Raw genomic sequence first — 19,326 nt, 5'->3', positions numbered from 1 at the left:
CGCTCGGCCACGGAATTCGACGGAGGAGTGAACAAGGTGTTTGCAGGAACCTCGGACATGGACGCGCACGAGTCCGCCGTACGGCGCCAGGAGGCCGTCGCGGTCATCGGCATGGCCTGCCGGCTGCCGCAGGCGGACAGTCCGCAGGCCTTCTGGCAGCTCCTCCGCGAGGGCGGGGACGCGGTGGTCCCCGCCCCCGAGCACCGCTGGCCGGCCGACGGCGACCGGACCTGGTACGGCGCCTTCCTCGACCAGGTCGACGGGTTCGACGCGACGTTCTTCGGCATCTCCCCGCGCGAGGCCGTGGAGACGGACCCGCAGCAGCGGCTCGTGCTCGAACTCGGCTGGGAGGTCCTGGAGAACGCCGGGATCGTCCCCGCGCGGATCCGGGACTCCCGTACCGGAGTGTTCGTCGGGGCCATCTGGGACGACTACGCCGACCTGCTCGGCCGGCGCGGACCGGACGGCAGCACCAGCCACACGGTGACCGGCACCCACCGCAGCATCATCGCCAACCGGGTCTCCTACGTGCTCGGTCTGCACGGCCCGAGCCTCGCCGTGGACGCCGGCCAGTCCTCGTCCCTGGTCGCCGTCCACCTCGCCTGCGAGAGCCTGCGTGCGGGGGAGTCGGACCTGGCCATCGCCGGCGGCGTCAACCTCAACCTGCTGACCGACACCACGGTGACCAGCTCCAAGTTCGGCGCGCTGTCCCCGACCGGACGCTGCCGCACCTTCGACGCGGAGGCGGACGGCTACGTGCGGGGCGAGGGCGCGGGGCTGGTGCTGCTCAAGCCGCTGGAGCAGGCGGTGCGGGACGGCGACCGCATCCAGTGCGTCATCCTCGGCAGCGCCGTCACCAACGACGGCCGCACCAACGGCCTGACCGTACCCAGCGCCGAGTACCAGGCCGAGGCCGTCCGGCGGGCGCAGGCCGCGGCCGGCCTCGGTCCCTCCTCGGTGCAGTACGTCGAACTGCACGGCACCGGCACCCGGATCGGCGACCCGATCGAGGCGGCCGCGCTCGGTGCGGTGTTCGCGGCGGACCGGGCCGAGGACGCGCCGGTGCGGGTGGGCTCCGCCAAGACCAACGTCGGGCACCTGGAGGCCGCCGCCGGTATCACCGGCCTGCTCAAGGCGGCGCTGAGCATCGGCAACCGCGAACTCCCCGCGAGCCTGCACTACCGGACGCCCAACCCCGACATCCCGCTCCGCGACCTCCGCCTGCGGGTCCAGTCCGAGCACGGAGCCTGGCCCCGCCCCGAGCAGCGGCTCGTGGCCGGCGTCAGCTCCTTCAGCATGGGCGGGACCAACTGCCATGTCGTCCTCGCCGAACACGTCCCGGACGAGACGGCACCCGGCGCAACCCCGGCACCGTCCGACACGACACGCACCCCGGCCCCCGGCCCCGGCTCCGCCGGTACGGAGCCGGCCGTGGAGCCGGGTGCCGGAGTGGGCCCGGACGGTGACTTCGGTGCCGGGGTGGAGGCGGCGGCCGACGAGGTCGGCAGCGTGTTCCCCTGGGTGCTGTCCGGGCGGACCCCGGACGCGGTGCGGGGACAGGCCGGCCGGCTGCGCGCGCACCTGCTGACCGCACCGGACGCCGGGCCCGCCGGCATCGGGCTGTCACTGGCCACCACCCGGACCGCCTTCGACCACCGGGCCGCCGTCGTCGCCCCGCACCGCGACGCCCTGCTGGACGGGCTCACCGCACTCGCCGACGGCCGGCCCTCCGCACACGTGCTGACCGGTACCGCCGCGGAACACGGCCCGCTCGCGCTGGTCTTCTCCGGTCAGGGCGCACAGCGCGCCGGCATGGGCCGTGAACTGTACGCGTCCTTCGAGACGTTCCGGCAGGCCGTGGACGAACTCTGCGCGGAGTTCGACCGGTTCCTCGACCGCCCCCTGCGCACCGTGATGTTCGCCGAGGCCGGCAGCGCGGACGCCGACCTGCTGGACCGGACCGCGTACACCCAGCCGGCCCTGTTCACCTTCGAGGTCGCCCTGTACCGCCTGCTCGGCTCGCTGGGCGTGCGCCCCGACTACCTGATAGGCCACTCGATCGGCGAGCTGGCCGCCGCGCACGTCGCCGGAGTGCTCTCCCGCACCGACGCCTGCGAACTCGTCGCCCGCCGAGGCGCGCTCATGCAGGCCCTGCCCGAGGGCGGCGGGATGGCCGCCGTGGAGGCCACCGAGGCCGAGGTGACCGAGGCGCTGGCCCAGTACGACGGCGCCGAGATCGCCGCGCTCAACGGGCCCGAGTCGACCATCGTGTCCGGCCCGGAGGCCGGGGTGCTCGCGCTGGCCGCCCACTTCGCCGGCCGCGGCCGCAGGACCCGCAGGCTGCAGGTCAGCCACGCCTTCCACTCCCGGCTGATGGAACCCGCCCTCGAAGGCCTGCGCGAGGCCGCCCGGGGCATGCGGTTCGCGGCGCCCGCCCTGCCCGTGATCTCGAACGTCACCGGCGCCGTGGCCACGGCCGACGACCTCTGCTCCCCCGACTACTGGGCCGCACACGTGCGCGCCGCGGTCCGCTTCGCCGACGGCGTGCGCACCCTGCACGAACAGGGCGTCACCCGCTACCTCGAGATCGGTCCGGACGCCGTGCTCGTCCACATGATCCGGCAGACCGTGCCGGACGGCGCCGCCCGCCCGCTCGTCGCCGCGGCCCAGCGACGTGAGCGTCCGGAACAGGAGACGTTCGTCCGCGCGCTCGCCCAACTGCACACGGGCGGCACGGAAGTGGACTGGGCCGCCTTCTTCGCCCCGCACGACGCGCGTCTCGTCGAGCTGCCGACGTACGCCTTCCAGCGCCGGAGCTTCTGGCCCGAACTCACCGCCGCCGCCCCCGGCCCGGCCCGCACCCCTGCCCCGGCCCTCCCGGCCGGCGCCGGCACGGTCCGCACCGAGGCCGCGCCCGGCGGTCCGGACCGCTCGGGTGCCGTCCTCGCCCTGGTCCGCTCGGAGGTGGCCGCGGTGCTCGGACACGCGTCCGCGCACGAGGTGGACGCCACCGCCGTCTTCCGCGACCTCGGCCTCGACTCCCTGATGTCGGTCGACCTGTGCGAACGGCTGTCCCAGGCCACCGGCCTCGACCTGCCGACCACGCTGCTGTACGACCACCCGAGCCCGCTCGAACTCGGCCGCCACCTGGAACGGCTGCTCGGCGGCGCGACCGGCGAGGACACCGGCGTCCCCGGTGCCGCCACGGCCGCCGACGAACCGGTCGCGATCGTCGCCATGGCCTGCCGCTACCCGGGAGGCGTCGCCTCGCCCGAGGACCTCTGGCGGCTCGTCGAGTCGGGCGCCGACGCGATCGGGGCCTTCCCCGACAACCGCGGCTGGAATCTCGACACCCTCTTCGACACCGACCCGGACCGCACCGGGCGCTCCTACGTCGACGCCGGCGGCTTCCTCTACGACGCCGACCGCTTCGACCCCGGCTTCTTCGGGATCAGCCCGCGCGAGGCGGCCGCGATGGACCCCCAGCAGCGACTGCTCCTGGAGACCTCCTGGGAGGCGCTGGAACGGGCCGGCATCGACCCGGCCACCCTGCGCGGCAGCCAGACCGGGGTGTTCGTGGGCGCCGTCGCCCCCGAGTACGGACCCCGCCTGCACCAGGCCGCCCAGGGCTACGAGGGCTATCTGCTCACCGGCAGCACCTCCAGCGTGGCCTCCGGCCGCGTGGCGTACACGCTGGGCCTCCAGGGCCCCGCCATCACCGTCGACACGGCCTGCTCCTCGTCGCTGGTGGCCCTGCACATGGCGGCCCAGTCGCTGCGCCAGGGCGAGTGCGACATGGCGCTGGCCGGCGGTGCCACCGTGATGAGCTCCCCCGGCATGTTCGTGGAATTCAGCCGGCAGCGCGGACTGGCCCCGGACGGACGCGCCAAGGCCTTCGCCGAGGCCGCGGACGGTACAGCGTGGGCCGAGGGCGCCGGAATGTTGCTGCTGATGCGGCAGTCCGAGGCCGAGCGCCGCGGACTGCCGGTGCTCGCGGTCATCCGCGGCTCCGCGATCAACCAGGACGGCGCGAGCAACGGCCTGTCCGCGCCCAGCGGTCCGGCCCAGGAACGGGTCATCCGCCAGGCGCTGACCACCGCCGGGCTGACCACCGCCGACGTCGACGCCGTCGAGGCGCACGGCACCGGCACCACGCTCGGCGACCCGATCGAGGCCCGCGCCCTGCTCGCCACCTACGGCCAGGGCCGCGAAGCCGGCCGGCCGCTGTGGCTCGGTTCCCTCAAGTCCAACATCGGACATGCCCAGGCCGCGGCGGGCGTCGGCGGCGTCGTCAAGATGGTCATGGCCCTCCAGCGCGGGGTGCTGCCCAGAACCCTGCACGTCGACCGCCCGACCTCGCACGTCGACTGGAGCAGCGGAGCCGTCGCCCTCCTCCAGGAGTCCGTGCCGTGGGAGCGCGGTGACCGGCCGCGCCGCGCCGCCGTCTCCTCGTTCGGGATCAGCGGTACCAACGCCCACCTGATCGTCGAGGAGGCCCCGCAGGCCGCCGCCCCCGACGCCGTACGGCCGGACGCCGCACGACCCGCGGCCTCGGCGGGATCCGCCGTGCCCTGGCTGCTGAGCGCCCGCGACGAGACGGCGCTGCGCGCCCAGGCCGGCCGGCTGGCCGACCTCGTGGCCGCCGGCGACGGGATCGACACCCGCGCCGTCGGCCGTACCCTGGCCGCCGGGCGCGCCCGGTTCGAACACCGTGCCGTCGTCACCGCCGACAGCCGCGACGACTTCCTGCGGGCCCTGCGCGCCCTGGAGAGCGGCGGTGCGGACGACCTCCTGGTGCGCGGCCACGCGCCCCGGGACGTGCGGCCGGTGCTGGTGTTCCCGGGACAGGGCTCGCAGTGGGCCGGCATGGCCCTGGAACTCCTGGAGTCCTCAACGGTCTTCCGGGAGCGCATGCAGGACTGCGCCCGCGCGATCGAAGCACACGTCGACTGGTCGCTGTTCGACGTGCTCCACCAGGCCGAGGGCGCGCCGTCGCTGGAACGCGTCGACGTGGTCCAGCCGGTGCTGTTCGCCGTCATGGTCTCCGTCGCCGCGCTCTGGTCCGCCCTCGGGGTCGAACCGGCCGCGGTGGTCGGGCACTCACAGGGCGAGATCGCCGCCGCCTGCGTCGCGGGCGCCCTCTCGCTGGAGGACGCCGCCCTCGTGGTGACGCTGCGCAGCCAGGCCCTGGTCGCCCTCGCGGGCAGCGGCGGCATGGTCTCCGTGGCCGAGGGGTCCGCCGAGGTGGAACGGCTGCTGGCGCAGTGGTCCGGACGGATCTCCGTGGCCGCGGCCAACGGCCCGCGCTCCACGGTCGTCTCGGGCGACGCCGACGCCCTGGACGAACTCCTCGCGCACTGCGCGGAACTGGACGTCCGGGCCCGCCGCATCCCCGTGGACTACGCCTCGCACTCGGCGCACGTGGAGGTGCTCCGCGACCGGCTGGCCCAGCTGCTCGAACCGATCGCGCCGCGCCCCTACTCGGCCGTGCCGTTCCACTCCACGCTCACCGGCGACCTCATCGAGGACACCGCACAGCTCGACGGCGGCTACTGGTACCGCAACCTGCGCAACCCGGTGCTGTTCGAGCAGGTGATCCGCGGCCTGGCCGAGCAGGGGCACACCCTGTTCATCGAGGTCAGCCCGCACCCGGTGCTCACGGTCGGCGTCGAGGAGACCCTGGACGCGCTGGGCGTGCGCGGCACCGCCGTCGGCTCACTGCGCCGCCACGAGGGCGGCTGGCCCCGGATGCTGCACGCGCTGGCCGTCGCGGTCACGAGCGGAGCCCCACTGGACCCGGCCGGACTCTTCTCTGCGGCCGGCACCCCGGCGGTACTGCCCACCTACCCCTTCCAGCGGGAGCGTTACTGGCTCGCGGAGGGTCCGGGCACCGGCGACGCCGCGGAGCTCGGCCTGCAGAGCGAGGACCACCCGCTGCTCGGCGCCACCGTGACCCTGGCGGACAGCGACCAGACCGTCTTCACCGGCAGGCTCTCGCTGCGCACCCATCCGTGGCTCGCGGACCACCGGGTCGGCGACACCGTCCTGCTGCCCGGCACCGCCTTCGTCGAGCTGGCCCTGCACGCGGGCCACCGCACCGGTCACGGACGCGTGGAGGACCTGACCCTCGAAGCGCCGCTCGTCCTGCCCGAACACGGGGCGGTCCAGCTGCAGTTGTCGCTCACCGCGCCGGACGACACCGGGCGCCGTCTCCTCACGGTCTCCGCACGCCCCGACGACCCCGTGGGGGACCCGGCGCACGCCCCGTGGACCCGTCATGCCACCGCGTCCCTGGTACGCGGCGCGCAGGCACCGGCGTCCCCGCCGCGGCAGTGGCCGCCGGCCGGGGCGACACCGCTCGACCTCGACGACCTCTACCGGCGACTGGCCGAGCAGGGCTATCACTACGGCCCCGCCTTCCAGGGCGTGACCCGGGCCTGGGAACTCGGCGGCGACACCTACGTCGAGACCGCGCTGCCCGAGGACCAGCGCCCGGCCGCGGACCGCTACGGACTGCACCCCGCACTCCTCGACGCGGCCCTGCACCTGCTCGTCCTGGACCCCGCGGCCGCCGCGAGCGGCGCCGCCCCGCGCCTGCCGTTCGCGTGGTCGGGCGTGTCCCTGCACGCCGTGGCCGCCACCGACCTGCGGGTCCGGCTGCGCGCCACCGGCGACGACACCGCCGCGCTCGACGTCACCGACGCCACCGGCGCCCCCGTGGTCTCCGTCGAGGAACTGACCCTGCGTGCCATGAAGCCGCTCACCGGGCAGGCCGACGGACCCGCCCAGCACTCGGTGTTCGGCGTGGACTGGCTGCCGCTCGCGGTGGCGGCCGAGCCCGCGCCCGAGCCCGGCCGATGGGCCCTCGTCGGCCCCGACGTCCTGGACACCACGGAGCTGGGCGCGACCCGGTACGCCCGCCTGGACGACCTCACCGACGCGCTCGGCACCGACGTGCCGCGGCCCGCGGTGGTGCTGGCACCGATCGGCTGGCCGGTCGGCGACGAGACCGGACAGGACGCCCACACCAGGGCGTTCGCCGCCGCCGAGACCGCGCTGTCGTTGGTGCGGGACTGGCTGGCGGACGAGCGGTGGGAGTCGAGCCGGCTGGTGGTGGTGACGTCGGGTGCGGTGGGGCCCGGCGGTGTCTCCGGTGCCGCGGGTCTCGCCGGTGCCGCGGTGTGGGGTCTGCTGCGCAGTGTGCAGTCCGAGCACCCGGGACGGTTCGTGCTGGTCGACGCCGACGGTGACGTCGGCGTGGCCGCGGGCGCCCTGCCCGGCGTGCTGGCGTCCGGCGAGGCGCAGGTGGCCGTCTGCGGAGACGGCGCCTACGTGCCCCGGCTGGCCCGGGTGTCCGGCGCGGACTCCGACTCCGGCGTGTCCTTCGGCGAGGGGACCGTCCTGGTCACCGGTGCCGGTGGTGCGCTGGGTGGTCTCGTCGCGCGGCACCTGGTGTCCGAGCACGGTGTGCGGCGGCTGCTGCTGGTCTCCCGCCGCGGCGGGGCCGACCCCCAACTGGCCGCCATCGCGAGCGAGTTGCGCGACCTGGGTGCGGTGGTGGAGACCGCGGCGTGCGACGTCGCCGACTTCGACGCCCTGGCGGGTGTGGTGGGTGGTCTGCCGGTGGAGTTCCCGTTGTCGGGTGTGGTGCATGCGGCGGGTGTGCTGGATGACGCGACGGTGGAGAACGTGTCGTCGGAGTCGTTGGCGCGGGTGCTGGGTCCGAAGGTGGCGGGTGCGTGGAATCTGCATCTGCTGGCGTCGGGTGTGTCGGCGTTCGTGGTGTTCTCGTCGGTGGCGGGGACGTTGGGGACGGCGGGGCAGTCGAACTACGCGGCGGCGAATGTGTTCCTGGACGCGTTGATGGTGTGGCGCGGGGAGCGGGGTCTGCCGGGTGTGTCGCTGGCGTGGGGGTTGTGGGAGCAGGCCAGTGGGATGACGGGGCATCTGGCGGATGCCGACCGTGCCCGCATGGCCCGCGCCGGCACCGCCCCCCTGCCCACCGAACTGGGTCTGCGCCTCCTCGACACCGCGCTGGAGCTGAACCGGCCGCACCTGGTGCTCACCCCGCTGAACACCGCGGCTCTCAAGTCGCAGTCCCAGCAGGGAGGTTCAGCGCTCTCCCCGCTGTTCACCGGCCTGGTCCGGCCCGCACTGCGCCGGGCGACGGGCGCGGCGGCCGGCACCGGCTCCGGCTCCTCCCTGGCTGGTCGGTTGGCGGGGTTGTCGGTGGCGGAGCAGGAGGGGTTGCTGCTGGATCTGGTGGTGGGTCAGGTCGCGGTGGTGCTGGGTCATGCGGACGGGGCGCGGGTGGATGCGGGCCGGCCGTTCAAGGATCTGGGTTTCGATTCGTTGACGGCGGTGGAGTTGCGGAACCGGTTGCAGGCGGCGGCGGGGGTGCGGTTGCCGGCGACGGTGGTGTTCGACCATCCCAGTCCGGTGGTGCTGGCGGCGTTCCTTCGGCAGGAGTTGCTGGGGGAGTCGGTGGTGTCGGCTGTGGTGGCGGGTGCTGGGGTGGCGGTGCCGGTGGAGGAGCCGGTGGCGATCGTGGGGATGAGTTGCCGGTTCCCGGGTGGGGTGCGTTCGCCGGAGGACCTGTGGCGGTTGGTGGCTTCGGGTGCGGATGCGATCGGTGAGTTCCCGCGGGACCGGGGCTGGGATGTGGAGGGGTTGTACGACCCGGATCCGGAGGCGCGGGGGAAGTCGTATGCGCGTCGGGGTGGGTTCTTGTATGACGCGGCGGAGTTCGATGCGGACTTCTTCGAGATCAGTCCGCGTGAGGCGTTGGCGACGGATCCGCAGCAGCGGTTGTTGCTGGAGCTGGCGTGGGAGGTGGTGGAGCGGGCCGGGATCGATCCGGTGAGTCTGCGTGAGACGCAGACCGGTGTCTTCACTGGCGTCATGTACAACGACTACAGCGCCCGACTGCACCAGGCCCCGGAAGAACTCGAAGGATTCCTCCTCGCCGGCAACCAGGCCAGCGTGGCCTCGGGCCGGGTGTCGTACCAACTCGGCCTGCAGGGACCGGCGGTCACCGTCGACACGGCGTGCTCCTCCTCCCTCGTCGCCCTGCACATGGCCGCCCAGTCGCTGCGCCGCGGCGAGTGCGACCTGGCGCTCGCGGGAGGCGTCGCGATCATGTCGACGCCGAACACCTTCGTGGAGTTCAGTCGGCAGCGTGGTCTGGCGGCTGATGGGCGGTGCAAGCCGTTCGCGCAGGCGGCGGATGGTACGGGCTGGAGTGAGGGTGCGGGTCTGCTGTTGGTGGAGCGGTTGTCGGACGCGCGGCGCAACGGGCATCGGGTGCTGGCGGTGTTGCGGGGTTCGGCGGTCAATCAGGACGGTGCGTCCAATGGTCTGACGGCGCCGAACGGTCCGGCGCAGCAGCGGGTGATCGGGGCTGCTCTGGCGGACGCGGGTCTGGCGCCGGGTGAGGTGGACGCGGTGGAGGCGCATGGTACGGGGACCCGGCTGGGGGACCCGATCGAGGCGCAGGCGTTGATCGCCGCTTATGGGCGGGGCCGTGAGGTGCCGCTGCGGTTGGGGTCGGTCAAGTCGAACATCGGGCACACGCAGGCGGCGGCCGGTGTGGCGGGTGTGATCAAGATGGTCAAGGCGATGGAGCACGGGGTGTTGCCCGCGTCGCTGCATGTGGATGCGCCCACGGAGCATGTGGAGTGGGCCGGTGGCGGGGTGGAGTTGCTGACCGAGCAGGTGCGGTGGCCGGAGGTGGGGCGGCCGCGTCGGGCGGCGGTGTCCGCGTTCGGTATTTCCGGCACCAACGCGCATGTGGTGCTGGAGCAGCCGCCGGTGGCCCAGCCGGTGGAGCCGGTGGAGCCGGTGCCGGGTGTGGTGCCGTGGATCTTGTCGGCGCGTTCCGGGCAGGCGCTGCGGGAGCAGGCCGCCAACCTCGCCGAGGCGGTACGTGCCGGTGGTGAGGCGGCCGACCCGGTCGCCGTCGCCCGGGCCCTGGCCACCACCCGCACCCGCTGGAACCACCGCGCGGTCCTGTTCGCCGACGACACGGCGGACTTCGCCGGGCTGCTCGACGGCATCGCGGCCGGCACCCCCGGCGCCGGCGTGGCCCAGGGCGTCGCCGCCGACGGAAAGACCGTGTTCGTCTTCCCCGGCCAGGGCTCGCAGTGGGCCGGCATGGCGACGGAACTGCTGCGCACCGCCCCGGCGTTCGCCGCCCGGATGGCCGAGTGCGCCGAGGCGCTCCAGGCGCATGTCGACTGGTCGCTCCTCGACGTCCTGCACGGGGCCGAGGGCGCGCCGTCGCTGGAGCGCGTCGACGTGGTCCAGCCGGTGCTGTTCGCCGTCATGGTCTCGCTGGCGCAGCTGTGGCGGTCGTACGGCGTGGAACCGGCCGCGGTGGTCGGGCACTCGCAGGGCGAGATCGCCGCGGCCTGCGTGGCCGGGGCGCTCTCCCTGGAGGACGCCGCCCGCGTGGTGGCCCTGCGCAGCCGGGCGATCCTGCGGCTGGCGGGCACCGGGGGCATGGTGTCCGTGGCCCTACCCGCGTCCGAGGTGGAGCGCCGGCTGGAGCGCCACGGCGGAGCGGTCTGCGTCGCGGCCGTCAACGGCCCCGCCTCCGTCGTGGTCGCCGGAGACGTGGCGGCCCTCGACACCCTGATGGGCGAGCTGGAGAGCGACGGCGTGCGCGCCCGGCGGATCCCCGTCGACTACGCCTCGCACTCCGCGCACGTCGAGGACCTGCGCGAGGAACTGCTCGACGTCCTCGCGCCGATCCGGCCGCGGGCCGCGCAGGTGCCGTTCTTCTCGACGGTCGAGTGCGCGTTCCTGGACACCACCGCACTCGACGCCGAGTACTGGTACACCAACCTCCGCCGGACCGTGCGTCTTCAGGAGGCGGTCGGGGCCCTGGCCGGCGCCGGATTCCGTCACTTCGTCGAGTCCAGTCCGCACCCGGTGCTGACCATGGGCATCGAGGAGACCCTGGCGGACCTCGGCACCGGCCCGGCCGCCGGAGTGGCCCTGCAGACCCTGCGGCGCCAGGAGGGCGGACTCGACCGCTTCCTGCTCTCCCTCGCCGAGGGCTACACGGGAGGCCTCCCGGTGGACTGGAACCGGGCACTGCCCGAGGACGGCCGGCCGGCCTTCGACCTGCCGACCTACCCGTTCCAACGGCAGCGCTACTGGCTGGAGCCGACCCGTGAGACCGCCGACGTCGCGGCCGCCGGTCTCGACACGGCCGACCACCCGCTGCTCGGCGCGGTCGTCCCGCTCGGCGACGGCAGGGGCACCCTGCTGACCGGACGGCTCGCGCTGCACACACATCCGTGGCTCGCGGACCACGGGGTGTCCGGCACCGTACTGCTGCCGGGCACCGCCTTCCTGGAGATGCTGCTCCGGGCCGGCGAGGCCACCGGAGCGGACCTGATCGAGGACCTCACCCTGGTCGCGCCGCTCGTGCTGCCCGCCCACGGCGGTGTCGCCGTCCAGGTGGCGGTGACCGAGGCGGACGAGGCGGGACGCCGGGCCGTCACGGTCTACGCCCGCCCGGACGGTGCCGACGACGAGCGGGAGTGGGCCGTCCACGCGACCGGCGTCCTCGCCGCCACCAACTCCACGGCACGCCCGGCCGGCACCCTCGCCGGTGCCTGGCCACCGCCCGGAGCGGTCGACGTCGACCTGGCCGACGCCTACGGCCGGCTGCGGGAACTCGGCTACGAGTACGGGGCGTCCTTCCAGTGCCTGCACCGGTTGTGGCGCCGGGGCGACGACCTCTTCGCCGAGGTACGGCTGCGCCCGGAGGAACAGCGCGAGGCCCAGCGCTTCGCGGTCCACCCGGCCCTGCTGGACGCCGCCCTGCATCCGCTGGCCATGGGCGAGCTGGGCGAGCCCCGGCCGGGCGTGCTGCCCTTCTCCTGGACGGGCGTCCAGGTGCACGCCGTCGGCGCCACCCTGCTCAGGGTGCGACTGAGCCCGGCGGGCGGCGACACGGCCACCATCGAGATCGCCGACGCGCTCGGCGCCCCGCTCGCCTCGGTCGAGTCACTGGTCCTGCGCGAGATGACCCGGGACCCCGGGCAGGGGAACGAGCGCGCCCTCCCGCTGTACGCCGTCGAATGGCAGCCCGTCGCCGCGGACGACACCGCGCACGAGGCCACCGGCTGGGCGCTGCTCGGCCCCGACCCCCTCGGGCTGCGCGCCGTGGCCGCCCTGGAGCAGGCCCCCGGCCTCGGTGCCCTCGGCACGGACGCCGGCCTGCCCCAGGTCGTGTTCTGGCAGGCCGTGCCCCCGGCGACCCCGCGAGCCGGTGAACCGGAACCCCCGGAAGCCGTTCACGAACTCCTGGAGCGGACGCTGTCGTTGGTGCGGGACTGGCTGGCGGACGAGCGGTGGGAGTCGAGCCGGCTGGTGGTGGTGACGTCGGGTTCGGTGGGGCCCGGCGGTGTCTCCGGTGCCGCGGGTCTCGCCGGTGCCGCGGTGTGGGGTCTGCTGCGCAGTGTGCAGACCGAGCACCCGGGACGGTTCGTCCTGCTGGAGGTGGACGGCGACGTCGACGCGGCCACGCTGGCACGCGCCGTGTCCTCCGGGGAGGCGCAGCTCGCCGTGAGCGAGGACGGCGTACGCGTGCCCCGGCTGGCCCGGACCGCCGAGGCGGAGCCCGGCACCGGGTCGTGGGGTGACGGGACGGTCCTCGTGACCGGTGCCGGTGGTGCGCTGGGTGGTCTCGTCGCGCGGCAGCTGGTGTCCGAGCACGGTGTGCGGCGCCTGCTGCTGGTCTCCCGCCGCGGCGGGGCCGACGCCGGACTCGTGGACGTGGCGGAGGAACTGCGCGCCGCCGGCTGCACCGTGGACGTGGCCGCGTGCGACGTCGCCGACTTCGACGCCCTGGCGGGTGTGGTGGGTGGTCTGCCGGTGGAGTTCCCGTTGTCGGGTGTGGTGCATGCGGCGGGTGTGCTGGATGACGCGACGGTGGAGAACGTGTCGTCGGAGTCGTTGGCGCGGGTGCTGGGTCCGAAGGTGGCGGGTGCGTGGAATCTGCATCTGCTGGCGTCGGGTGTGTCGGCGTTCGTGGTGTTCTCGTCGGTGGCGGGGACGTTGGGGACGGCGGGTCAGTCGAACTACGCGGCGGCGAATGTGTTCCTGGACGCGTTGATGGTGTGGCGCAGGGAGCGGGGTCTGCCGGGTGTGTCGCTGGCGTGGGGGTTGTGGGAGCAGGCGAGTGGGATGACGGGGCATCTGGCGGAGGCCGACCGTGCCCGCATGGCCCGCGCCGGCATCGCCCCGATGTCCGACGAACTCGGTCTGCGTCTCTTCAACGCCGCCCTCCGCCGCCCCGAACCGCTGCTCGTCACCGCCGCCATCGACACCGCGGCCCTGCGCGCCGGTTCCCGCTCCGCGACCCTCTCACCGATGCTGCGCGGCCTGGCCCCGGCGGTACGGCGGCGCACCGCGGCCGACGCCTCGATGCAGGGCCTCGACTCCCTGGCGGGTCGGTTGGCGGGGTTGTCGGTGGCGGAGCAGGAGGGGTTGCTGCTGGAGCTGGTGGTGGGTCAGGTCGCGGTGGTGCTGGGTCATGCGGACGGGGCGCGGGTGGATGCGGGCCGGCCGTTCAAGGATCTGGGTTTCGACTCGTTGACGGCGGTGGAGTTGCGGAACCGGTTGCAGGCGGCCGCGGGGGTGCGGTTGCCGGCGACGGTGGTGTTCGACCATCCCAGTCCGGTGGTGCTGGCGGCGTTCCTTCGGCAGGAGTTGCTGGGGGAGTCGGTGGCGTCGGCTGTGGTGGCGGGTGCTGGGGTGGCGGTGCCGGTGGAGGAGCCGGTGGCGATCGTGGGGATGAGTTGCCGGTTCCCGGGTGGGGTGCGTTCGCCGGAGGACCTGTGGCGGTTGGTTGCTTCGGGTGCGGATGCGATCGGTGAGTTCCCGCGGGACCGGGGGTGGGATGTGGAGGGGTTGTACGACCCGGATCCGGAGGCGCGGGGGAAGTCGTATGCGCGTCGGGGTGGGTTCTTGTATGACGCGGCGGAGTTCGATGCGGACTTCTTCGAGATCAGTCCGCGTGAGGCGTTGGCGACGGATCCGCAGCAGCGGTTGTTGCTGGAGCTGGCGTGGGAGGTGGTGGAGCGGGCCGGGATCGATCCGGTGAGCCTGCGTGAGACGCAGACCGGTGTCTTCACCGGCGTCATGTACAACGACTACAGCTCCCGCCTCCATGAGACGCCCGACGGCATGGAGGGGTACCTGTCCATCGGCAACTCCTCCAGCGTCGCGTCCGGCCGGGTGTCGTACCAACTCGGCCTGCAGGGACCGGCGGTCACCGTCGACACCGCGTGCTCCTCCTCCCTCGTCGCCCTGCACATGGCCGCCCAGTCGCTGCGCCGCGGCGAGTGCGATCTCGCCCTGGCCGGCGGGGTGACCCTGATGGCCACTCCCTCGATGTTCGTGGAGTTCAGCCGGCAGCGTGGTCTGGCGGCTGATGGGCGGTGCAAGCCGTTCGCGCAGGCGGCGGATGGTACGGGCTGGAGTGAGGGTGCGGGTCTGCTGCTGGTGGAGCGGTTGTCGGACGCGCGGCGCAACGGGCATCGGGTGCTGGCGGTGTTGCGGGGTTCGGCGGTCAATCAGGACGGTGCGTCCAATGGTCTGACGGCGCCGAACGGTCCGGCGCAGCAGCGGGTGATCGGGGCTGCTCTGGCGGACGCGGGTCTGGCGCCGGGTGAGGTGGACGCGGTGGAGGCGCATGGTACGGGGACCCGGCTGGGGGACCCGATCGAGGCGCAGGCGTTGATCGCCGCTTATGGGCGGGGTCGTGAGGTGCCGCTGCGGTTGGGGTCGGTCAAGTCGAACATCGGGCACACGCAGGCGGCGGCCGGTGTGGCGGGTGTGATCAAGATGGTCAAGGCGATGGAGCACGGGGTGTTGCCCGCGTCGCTGCATGTGGATGCGCCCACGGAGCATGTGGAGTGGGCCGGTGGCGGGGTGGAGTTGCTGACCGAGCAGGTGCGGTGGCCGGAGGTGGGGCGGCCGCGTCGGGCGGCGGTGTCCGCGTTCGGTATCTCGGGCACCAACGCGCATGTGGTGCTGGAGCAGCCGCCGGTGGCCGAGCCGGTGGAGTCGGTGGAGTCGGTGGAGCCGGTGCCGGGTGTGGTGCCGTGGATCTTGTCGGCGCGTTCCGGGCAGGCGTTGCGGGAGCAGGCCGCCAACCTCGCCGAGGCGGTACGTGCCGGTGGTGAGGCGGCCGACCCGGTCGCCGTCGCCCGGGCCCTGGCCACCACCCGCACCCGCTGGAACCACCGCGCGGCCGTCGTTCCCCAGCCGGGGGCCGGCCACCTCGCGGGCCTGGACGAACTGGCCGCGGGCGGTTCCGCGCCCGGTGCCTTCAGCGGCCGGACCCGCTCCGGCTCGGTGGGCTTCATGTTCACCGGCCAGGGCAGCCAGCGCGCCGGCATGGGCCGGGTGCTGTACGAGACGTACCCGGTGTTCGCCACCGCCCTGGAGGAGCTGTTCGACGCGCTCGACCCGCACCTCCAGCGCCCGCTGGCCGAGGTGATGTTCGCCGAGCCGGGCAGCGAGGAGGCCGCCCTGCTCGACACCACCGCCTACACCCAGCCCGCGCTCTTCGCCCTGGAGGTCGCCCTCTTCCGGCTCCTCGGCCACTGGGGCATCCGCCCGGACGTCCTGCTCGGACACTCGGTCGGGGAGATAGCGGCCGCCCATGTGTCCGGCGTGCTCTCGCTGGCCGACGCGGCACGGCTGGTCACCGCCAGGGGACGCCTCATGCAGGCGCTGCCCGCGGGCGGCGCGATGCTCGCCGTCGAGGCGGCCGAGGACGAGGTGCGGGCACTGATCGAGGCGCGCGGATCCGCCGTGGACATCGCCGCGGTCAACGGCCCCACGGCCGTGGTGCTCGCGGGCGACGCGGACGCGGTCACCGGGATCGCCCGCGAGCTGGCCGAATCGGGCCGCAGGACCAAGCGCCTGACGGTCAGTCACGCCTTCCACTCGGCGCTCATGGAACCGATGCTGGAGGAGTTCCGTGACGTCCTGCGCGAGACCGGTCACGGAGCCGCCGCGCTGCCGGTGATCTCCACCCTCACCGGTGAACCCGTCGGCGCCGGGGAACTCGGCTCCGCCGACTACTGGGTGCGCCACGCCCGGGGCACCGTCCGCTTCGCCGACGCGGTACGGCGTGCCGAGGCGGAGGGCGTCGGTGTCCTCATCGAGATCGGCCCCGGCGCGGTCCTCACCCCGATGGCCCTGGACAGCTGGCCGGCCACGGCCGAGCGGCCCGCCGTGGTCCCGGCGCTGCGCGCGGAACAGCCCGAGGACGTGGCGGTGGCCGGCGCGCTGGGCCAGGCACACGTGCACGGCGTCGACGTCGACTGGGCCGCGGTGCTCGGCACCGGCACCGGCTCGTTCGCCGTACCGACCTACCCGTTCCAGCGGCAGCGCTACTGGCTGGAGCCGACCGCGGAGCACGCCCACGTCGCGGCGGCCGGGCTGGACGCGCTGGAGCACCCCCTGCTGGGGGCCGTCCTGGACCACCCGGACACGGGCGGCACGACCCTGACCGGGCGCCTCACCGCCGGAACGCAGACCTGGCTCGCGGAGCACCGCGTGGCCGGGGCGGCGATCGTGCCCGGCGCGGCGGTTCTGGACATGGTCCTGCACGCCGCGAGCCGCACCGCGGCGACCCAGGTGCGTGAACTGCTCCTGGAATCCCCCCTGTTCGTACCGGAGACCGGGGCGCTCCAGCTGCGGCTCGTGGTGGGCGGACCGGGCGAGGAGGGGGAGCGGACCGTGGCGCTCTACTCCCGGCCGGAGGACGACACCTCGCCCACCGCGTGGACCAGGCACGCCGGCGGCCGGCTGACCCCGGAGGCGGGACCCGACGCACCGGCGGACCCGGGCGCCTGGCCGCCGGCGGGCGCCGCGGCCCTCGCCGTCGACACGTTCTACGACGACCTCGCCGACGCCGGACTGGGCTACGGCCCCCTGTTCCAGGGGCTCCGCGCCGCCTGGCGCGACGCGGACAGCGTCCTGGTGGAGGCCGAACTGCCCCCGGGCACCGATGTGACCAGTTTCCTGCTGCACCCCGCCCTGCTCGACGCCGTACTGCACGGCTTCCTGCTGGCCCGCGACAGCGCGGCACCTGTCCTGCCGTTCGCCTGGAGCGACGCCCGGGTCCGGGCGACGGGTGCGACGGCGCTCCGGGCGCGGATCACCCTGCTCGCCGACGACCGGCTGCGGCTGGAGGCCTGGGACCGGGACGGGCGATTCGTGGCCGGGGTCGACTCCCTGACCACCAGGCCGGTCCCGGCCGGGCAGCTCGCCGGCGCCGCACGCGGCGACCGGGGCGGCCTGTACGTGACCGGATGGACCGAGCCGTCACTGCCGTCGGCGCCCGCCGGACACCAGTGGGCCCTCCTGGGCGACACCGACCGGCCCGCACCCGGGATCAGCCTGCCCGCCGGTACGCAGCGGTTCCCGGACGTCGCCGCCCTGGCCCGCTTCGTCGCCGCGGGAGGCAGCGTGCCCGACGTGGTCGTCGCCTCCTTCCCGGCCCTCGCTCCGGCCGCGGAGTCGCCCGCCGAAACCGTGCGCGCGGAGCTGGCGGGCCTCCTGGACCTGCTGCACTCCTGGCTGGCGGAGGAGAGCCTGTCCCGCGGCCGGCTGGCCGTGGTCACCGGCGCCGGTGAGCCGGGGGAGGAGGTGTCGGGCACCGCACTGGCCGGCGCCGCGCTGCGCGGGCTGCTGCGGTCCGCCCAGCGGGAGTACCCCGGCCGGTTCGTACTGGTGGACACCGACGGACACGACACCACCACCGAGGTGTTCCTCGCGGCCTGCGCCGCGGACGAACCGGAAGTGGCGCTGCGCACCGGGACGGCCCGCGTGCCACGCCTCGCGCCGGTCGCGGACGGCACCGAGGCGGCGGCCGGCGGCGACAGTGTGCTCGACGCCGACGGCACCGTCCTGATCACCGGTGCGACCGGTGCCCTGGGCCGTCAGGTGGCCCGCCACCTCGTGCACCACCACGGACTGCGCCGGCTGCTGCTGGTCAGCCGCCGGGGTGCCGAGGCGCCCGGAGCCGCGGAGCTGGAGGCCGAACTGGCCGCGGCCGGGGCGACGGTGACCATGGCGGCCTGCGACGTCGCCGACCGCGACGCCGTCGCGGCCGTCCTGCGGTCCGTGCCCGACCGGCATCCGCTCACCGCCGTGTTCCACACCGCCGGTGTCGTCGCGGACGGCGTGCTCGCGTCGCTGACCCCCGCCGGCCTCGACGCGGTGCTGCGGCCCAAGACCGACGCGGCGATCCATCTGCACGAGCTGACCGACGGCCAGGACCTGGGCGCCTTCGTGCTCTTCTCCTCCGTCGCGGGTGTCCTCGGCTCGGCCGGCCAGGCGAACTACGCCGCCGCCAACGCGACCCTGGACGCACTGGCCGAACGGCGCCGGGAGCTGGGCCTGCCCGCCACCTCGCTGGCATGGGGCAGCTGGGAGTCCGAGGGCGAGGGCCACGGCATGACCGGGGCGCTCGACGGCGAACAGTGGGCCCGCCTGCGCCGCACCGGCGTCGTGCCGCTCACCGTCGAGGACGGCCTGGCCCAGCTGGACCGGAGCCTGACGGTGGACCACCCCGTGCTGGTGGCCGCCCGGCTCGACCTGCGCGCCCTGCGCGAGCAGGCGGCCGCCGACACCCTGCCCGCGATCCTGCGCGGCCTGGTGCCGGCCCGGACCCGCACGGCACCCGCGCGCACGGCGACGACGGCCGAACCGGCCGATGCCGAGGCGTTCCGGCACCGGCTGTCCACGATGGGCGCCGACCAGCAGCGGCAGACCGTGCTCGACACGGTGCGGCGCCGTGCCGCCGTGGCCCTCGGCCACAGCTCCCACGACGCCGTCCAGCCCGGCCGCGGCTTCCTCGACATGGGCTTCAACTCACTGACCGCCGTCGAGTTCCGCAACGACCTGGAGCGGCTCACCGGGCTCCGCCTGAGCACCACCGTGATGTTCGACCACCCCACCCCGGACGCCCTGGCCGGCCACCTGCTGACGCTGAGCGGCCCCGACGACCCGGAGCCGGCCGGCTCCGCCCTCGCCGGACTCGACGCGTTCGCCCGTTCGCTGCCGCAGCTCGACGGCGACGACGCCACCCGGGCGGCCGCCGTCGAGCGGCTCCGGGAACTGCTGCTGACGCTCGACCGGCCGGCCGTCGCCCCGGCCGGCGCGGACGCCGGCCCGGACGCGTTCGACCAGGCCAGCGACGACGAGATCTTCGACTTCATCGACCGGGAACTCGGGGCCTCCTGATGGGCCACCGAAGGCTGCCTCCCAAGACCCCGAGAGGACGGACCG

General features: G+C 74.5%; 1 protein-coding gene. It reads left to right on the top strand.

Annotated features, from left to right (window positions below):
• The first annotated feature begins 57 nt into the window (after positions 1-57).
• A complete protein-coding gene (locus tag AB0D93_RS20560) occupies positions 58-19,281 on the top strand; it encodes an SDR family NAD(P)-dependent oxidoreductase (RefSeq protein WP_362121203.1) in 19,224 nt (6,407 codons plus the stop codon).
• Positions 19,282-19,326: the final 45 nt, after the last annotated feature.

Origin of the sequence: Streptomyces sp. NPDC048191 (assembly GCF_040652655.1) — a bacterium.
Taxonomy (GTDB): domain Bacteria; phylum Actinomycetota; class Actinomycetes; order Streptomycetales; family Streptomycetaceae; genus Streptomyces.
This window is presented reverse-complemented; position numbering and strand designations above follow the sequence as displayed.